The sequence below is a fragment of the Candidatus Solincola tengchongensis genome (assembly GCF_015711935.1).
Classification (GTDB): domain Bacteria; phylum Actinomycetota; class Geothermincolia; order Geothermincolales; family RBG-13-55-18; genus Solincola_A; species Solincola_A tengchongensis.
Map to the genome: position 1 here is coordinate 1 of NZ_JACVJJ010000059.1, position 5,932 is coordinate 5,932.

Sequence of the window (5,932 nt, forward strand, 5' to 3'; positions counted from 1 at the left end):
GGAGGCGTGAAGGCTTCCGGCTCATGCCCGTCGATCGAGAGGACACGGAACCGGATGAGGTTTCGCTGGAGGAGGCCTGCGCGGAATCCTCCGGCTTCTTCATCCCCTATACCTTGAAGCCCAGCAGTGTGGTCATGCTCTCACCGAGAGCGGGAGTGCAAGGCAGGCCTCTCCTGGTTATGTCCACCAGCCGGGCCCTTCTCCACCCCGCCCGTGCTCTGTGTTTACTCCTCCCCTTCGGAGAGGAAAGGCGCTGTCTCTTCCTTCACCCTCCGGACGGCGCGTCCTGGCTGGCTTCCGCCGTCCTGGCCCTCGGCGCCGGCCTGTGCCTCCATTTCCCGCGCAGTGAAGGGCCTTTCCTCTTTCAAGAAGGGCCGACGGGCGAGCCGCGCGTCGTCGTCACCGACCCGTCGCAAACGGCGCGATTGGTCGAAGACCGCGGCGCGATGCCGTTCCCGGCGGTGCGCCTGCTCATCTGTACCGGGAAACTGGGTGATATTACCATCAGTAAATTAAGGCCCTCCGCTCCAGGACTCTCCCCGCATGGCCGGAGGACGCTTATCCTGGAATTCGATTCCCTGGACGAGACCGCGCCCCTGGCGACCTTCAGGTTGTCCCTTGCGCTGCGGGAGAACCTGCTCCGCACGCCTTTCCTGCCCCTCCCGCCTCACCGGGTAAGGAGAGAGGAGGAAAGCGCTACGGGCGGGCGGAGAGTGACGGCCATCCGGGGACCCGCGGTCGCCCCGGGGTGGTGGAACGACCTGGAAGCCTCCCTGCGCGCCTGGAGAAAAGGCTGGTTCCATCCCGGGAGCCCGCACTGATACGGCGCCAAGGGGGCTTCTTCGCCGGGATGGAGGCGTATCCCGCCGCTGGCGCTCCAAAGGCACCTCGCCTGCGAAGCCGCAGGCCGTGAGGCCTGAAGACTCCGGGAAAGGCCCTCCCGCTCCCTCGTGGTGCCATTCTCGCCCACCGTGAGGACGGCCGTCCTGAAGGGACACCGGTGCGAGGCGGTTTCGCCTTCGTTCATCGGGATCATCCCTCCTCCACCCCCTCTTGCTGGCGGCCGCAACGCCGGGTCGGAAAAAGGTCCGCCGGCGCGGTCGCCTTGATCTTCCCCCGGGGAGGTGCTGTTTGGAAACGATCCTTAAATCCACCCGGATTCGCTCCCTCTGGTCCTCAAGAGCCCGCAACCCGCGAACCGGAGGCGCCGGGTGGCGCAGGATGCCACGGACATTGAGCCGGAAAACCCCTCGTGCTAATATCCCTTCAGGGTGATGGCTGTCGTTCTCCGCCGCTCGAAGCGCCTGGGAGGGTCGTGGAACGGCATTCCACGTTTTCCGGAAAGGAGGAGTCATGGCCGCTTCCCGGTGAAGGAGCAGGAAGAGCTTCGACCGCATCCTCAAGCTCTACCGTTATAAGGACCTGGCCTTCCGCATGACCAACTGGCCGTTAATCCGCCAGCTGGGGAGGCCGGTCATCGACTACCGCAACACCAACCTGACCTACGTACCCATCCACCAGGAACTGGAACTGCCCGCCGGGACCGCGGCGCCCCTCTCGGTCATCGAGCACTTCATCCGCGAGGCCTCCCACCACGTCATCCTGCGCCGCTGCCCCTGCCGCAGCGAGAACGGCTGCCGGGACTTCGACCCCTACTTCGGCTGCACCTTCCTGGGGCCGGCGGCCCGCGACGTGGACCCCGAGGTGGGCCGGCACGTGAGTATGGAGGAGGCCATCGAACACCTCCACAGGGCCACGGAGATGGGGCTGGTCTCCTGCCTGGGGAAGTTCAGAGGAGACGCCATCATGCTGGGGGTCAGGGACCACCACCGCCTGATGACCATCTGCCACTGCTGCCCGTGCTGCTGCATCTCCACCGCCATCCCCCTGGCCTCCCGCGAGGCGCGCGACCTACTGGTGAGGATGGAGGGCCTGGTGGTGGAGGTGGACGAGGAGAGGTGCCGGGGTTGCGGCAAGTGCGTGGAGGCCTGCGTCTTCCGCCAAGTCAGGCTGGTGGAGAGGGAGCCCGCCGCTGATGCGCCTTCCCCGGCGGGCCCGGAGGCGCCCGACGCGCGCCCGGAAAGTACCCCGGGAGTCCGGACTTCCGGCTACGAGACCGGAGCCAAGGGTACGTACCATGAGGTTGCTCCGAGCACGCGCCTGGACTCCCGAAGAAGATCCCGCAAGGTAGCTGTCATCGGCGTGGAGTGCAAGGGCTGCGGGCGGTGCGCCATGGCCTGCCCGGAGAAGGCCGTGCGCATCAGTGTTCAGGACCCCTCCTATATCGAAACCTGCGTGCGCCGCATCTCCTCCACCGTGGAAGTAAGGTGAAAGCCTCGCGCTCACCCCTCGTACTTCTCGATGAGTTTGGAGGCGATGAGGCCTGAGGCCACCGTGGAGGGTACACCTCCGCCGGGATGGGTGGAGGCCCCGGTAAGGTAGAGGCCCCTGATGCTCTTGGACCTGGCCGCGGGGCGGAAAACGGCCTGGGCCGGGAGGTCCATCTGCAGCCCGTAGATGGCCCCTCCCGGTGAGAGCAGCCGCCGCTCGAAGTCCAGGGGCGTGGACACCTCCAGGACGGTGACGTGGTCCTCCAATCCAGGGATGGCCCTCTCGGAGAGGCCGTGTATCATGCGCTCCGCAACCCGCTGCTTTTCCCGGTCCCAGTCCGTCCCCTCCAGCTTGTAGGGGCCCATGCCCATGATGTTAAGCACGTGGTGACCCTCCGGGGCCAGGGAGGGATCGGATTCCGTGGGCCAGCAGATCAAGCCGTGTACCCGCTCGGGGATCTTCCCCTTGCGGAACTCGTTCCACCAGAAGTCGTTCATCATCTGCAGGGGCCCGATGGTCAGGCTGTGGTGGGCCTCCAAGGGAGGCCTGTAGTCCACCCCTACATAGAGCATGACGCAGGACATGGAGACCTCGTAGCTCTTGATGCCGTAGCGGGCCAGCCAGGGCAGGTGCTCCTCCCCGATCATCTCCAGATAAAGCTTCTTAGCGTTGACGTTGGAGACCACCAGGTCGGATGTGATCTCCGTACCATCGGCCAGTCGCACCCCCTCGGCGCGGCGCTTGCGAACCAGCACCTTGTCCACCCGTGTGTTCAGGCGCACCTCCATGCCCAGCCTTTCACCCAGTCGCCGAAACGCCTGTGGGATCTGGATCATCCCGCCCCTGGGATACCAGATGCCCTCATGCTCCGAGTAGGGTATGAGGGCTATGAACCCGGGGGCCAGCTCCGGGGGCAGGCCGCAGTAGAAGGACTGGAAGGACATGGTCTGCTGCACAATGTCGTTCTTGAAATATTTCAGGATGACGTCCTGGTAGCTGCGGAAGAAGAGGGGCAGGAACTTGAGCATCCGAGGGTTACGCGTGCCCATCTTAACCATATCCAGGAACCCGTTGCAGGGGTTGGTGAAGAAGGTCTCTATGGTCTGGCGCATCATGTCCGCGAAGTAGTCCGCCAGGCGGAACCACTGCTTGCCGTCCTCAGGGGAGATGCGGGAGATCACCTCCGCCGTACCCTCCAGGGAGAGGGGGTAATTGATGCGCGAGCCGTCCTCGAAGATGTAGCTGTAGATGGGGTCGCATAGGACCAGGTCCACCTCCTCCTCGAAGGTGGTCCCGAGGAGCTCGAAGGCCTTGCGAATGGGGTGGATCACCTCCACGATGGAGGCCCCCACGTCGAAATGATAACCGTCGCGTTCGAAGGTGGAGCAGCAACCCCCCACCCTGTCCGACTGCTCCAGGACCAGGACCTTGCGCCCTTGCTTGGCCAGGAGGGCGCCGGCGGAGATCCCGCCGCACCCCGCCCCGATGACTATGACGTCGTAATCAGCCATCTCCACTACCTCCTCCGGCTCAGAGCGCGGCCTTCTTCATGCGCAGGGTGTCGTACTCGAAGCGCCGCAGGCAGACGTTGTTGGGATCGTAGATCATCTTCATGGTCCGATAGGTGTCCACGTAGGTCCCAGCCTGGGGGAAGATGAGGCCTATTAGGTCATGCAGGGGTCCCGCCCCCTCCAACAGGGGCCAGATGCCGAAACAGACGCCGGATCCCTTGCGGAAGGAGGCGGCCATGGCCGCCAGGGTGCCGCTGATGGTGCGCAGGCTGTCCTCCGGGTTGGACTGGTCGATGAAGATGTCGAACTCGATGAAACCCAGCCTCCCCATGTCGTAGGGTTGGAAGTAAGTGGCGATGAGGTCGGCGGAGATGACGTTGTCGTCCGTGCCCACCTGGGAGGTCATGGCCCGCATCATCTCCCTATTGATCTCCGGGAGGTACTCCAGATGGTCCAGCCCGAAGCCCACGAAGAAGGAACCCTTTACCCGCTGCACGCGCACCGACTCCCGGAAGAATTTGGTAAATTTATCCACACCCAGGATGCGGCCCTCTGAGATGTCCTCCACCACCTCCCAGTCCATGAACTCGAACTCCGGCGCCACGGCCAGGATGTCCTCCTCGCATACCCGGCACTTTATCTCCGTCTCCTCCTGGGAATATCCGCCGGTCACCGGGACCACGTAGTGGCGTGGGAACATGGGGATGAGCTTGGCCGACTCCGCGTTGGTCTCGGCCAGGAAGATGCCCATGTAGGTGTTCTGGAAGTAGGCGTTCTCCACCACGATGTTTCGCTGGCTGATGGCCTTCAGAGCGGGAGCGATGTGCTCCCACTTCTCCGTGTCGCTCACCGGAACGGTGAGCTTCAGGTGCCTGGGCTCGGGATAGAGGCGGATGGTCATCTCGGTGATGATGCCCATGGTCCCCAGCGAGCCCCGGATGAAGGCCCTCACGTCTGGCCCCGGGCCGGGCAGGTGGGCGTTGTCCGCCCCATAAGCCTGCGGGCCGCAGACCATGACCCTCCCCTCCGGGAGCACTATCTTGTAGCCGATGATGTGGTCCAGTCCCACCCCGTACTTGTTGGCCAGGGTGGAGATGTTGCCCATCATGATGTTGGAGACCACCGAGGCGTTGGCGGAGGTTGAGGGGTTGATGAGGCGCAGGCCTCTCTTGAGGGTCTCCGTCTGAAGCTGGGCGAAGGTCACCCCGGGGCCGATGGTGCAGTACATGTTCTCCTCGTCGATCTCCAGGATGCGGTCCATGCGCCTGAGGTCGCAGAGGATGCCCCCGTAGGGCGGGATGGTCATGCCCAGGGTGTTTAGCCCCGTCCCGTAGGGTGTAACGTCTATGAGGTAGCGGTTGGCGATCTTCATCACGGCCACCACGTCCTCTGTGGAACCCGGGAGGGCCACGATGTGCGGGTGGTTCATGGGCACCACCGACTGGTCCCGGGCATAGGCCACGGTGATGTTGATATCGTTGGAGACCCACTCCTCGCCCAGTGCCTCCTGGAGCTCCCGGTAGGCCTTCTCCAGGTTCTCCGGCCGGTTGTGAGTGCCGTCTATCTCGTGCTTCACCGGCACCTTTATGATCTTCCTCTCTTTGAGGTCCTTCCGCAGATCCTTCCCTTTCATGTCTTCCTCCTGGGGGTCAGGTCTTGAATCGTGATACCCTCATGGGTATTTCAGCCTTCGCCAACCTCCGGACTTTCTTGGAAAAGCCTGGAGGAGCATCCCAGGTCCACTCGGTGCATCGCGGCTCCTTAGGCCAAGACCTGGTAGATGTCATAAACCGGCAGGCCTCCCCGCTCCTCGAACTGCGCCGTGCAATGGGGGCAGGCGGTGATCACCGCCTCGGCGCCCACGGCGCGCGCTTCCTCCAGCCTCTCGTCCGCCGTCCAAGCGGAGAGCTCCGGGCGGCCGGCTTTCACGCCTCCCCCCGTCCCGCAGCACCAGGAGTTCTCCAGGTTGCGCTCGAACTCCAAGAGCTCCAGGCCGGGGACGGCGGAGAGCAACCGGCGCGGCGCGTCGTATATCTCGCACCAGCGGCCCAAAAAACAGGGGTCATGGTATACCCCTTTCAGCTTCCACT

At 64.1% G+C, this 5,932-nt stretch carries 5 protein-coding genes; 2 read left to right on the plus strand and 3 right to left on the minus strand.

What is annotated here, in order from left to right; translation table 11 throughout:
• Both H7007_RS05175 and H7007_RS05180 read left to right on the plus strand, forming a co-directional pair.
• On the plus strand, nt 1-821 hold an 821-nt coding region (locus H7007_RS05175), incomplete at its 5' end, for a class I adenylate-forming enzyme family protein (protein WP_287153621.1).
• Between the two features lie 613 nt (nt 822-1,434).
• A complete protein-coding gene (locus H7007_RS05180; protein ID WP_287153622.1) occupies nt 1,435-2,331 on the plus strand; it encodes a hypothetical protein in 897 nt (298 codons plus the stop codon).
• A gap of 11 nt (nt 2,332-2,342) precedes the next feature.
• Here the strand turns inward: H7007_RS05180 and H7007_RS05185 are convergent, their stop codons facing one another.
• From H7007_RS05185 to H7007_RS05195, 3 genes are all read right to left on the minus strand, one after another.
• Entirely contained in the window at nt 2,343-3,848 is a 1,506-nt protein-coding gene (locus tag H7007_RS05185; RefSeq protein WP_287153623.1) for a phytoene desaturase family protein, read from the minus strand.
• Between the two features lie 13 nt (nt 3,849-3,861).
• A complete protein-coding gene (locus H7007_RS05190) occupies nt 3,862-5,475 on the minus strand; it encodes an FAD-binding oxidoreductase (RefSeq protein ID WP_287153625.1) in 1,614 nt (537 codons plus the stop codon).
• A 128-nt stretch (nt 5,476-5,603) separates the two neighbouring features.
• Nucleotides 5,604-5,932, minus strand: a 329-nt coding sequence (locus tag H7007_RS05195) for a heterodisulfide reductase-related iron-sulfur binding cluster (protein WP_287153627.1), incomplete at its 5' end; no start/stop codon positions are given.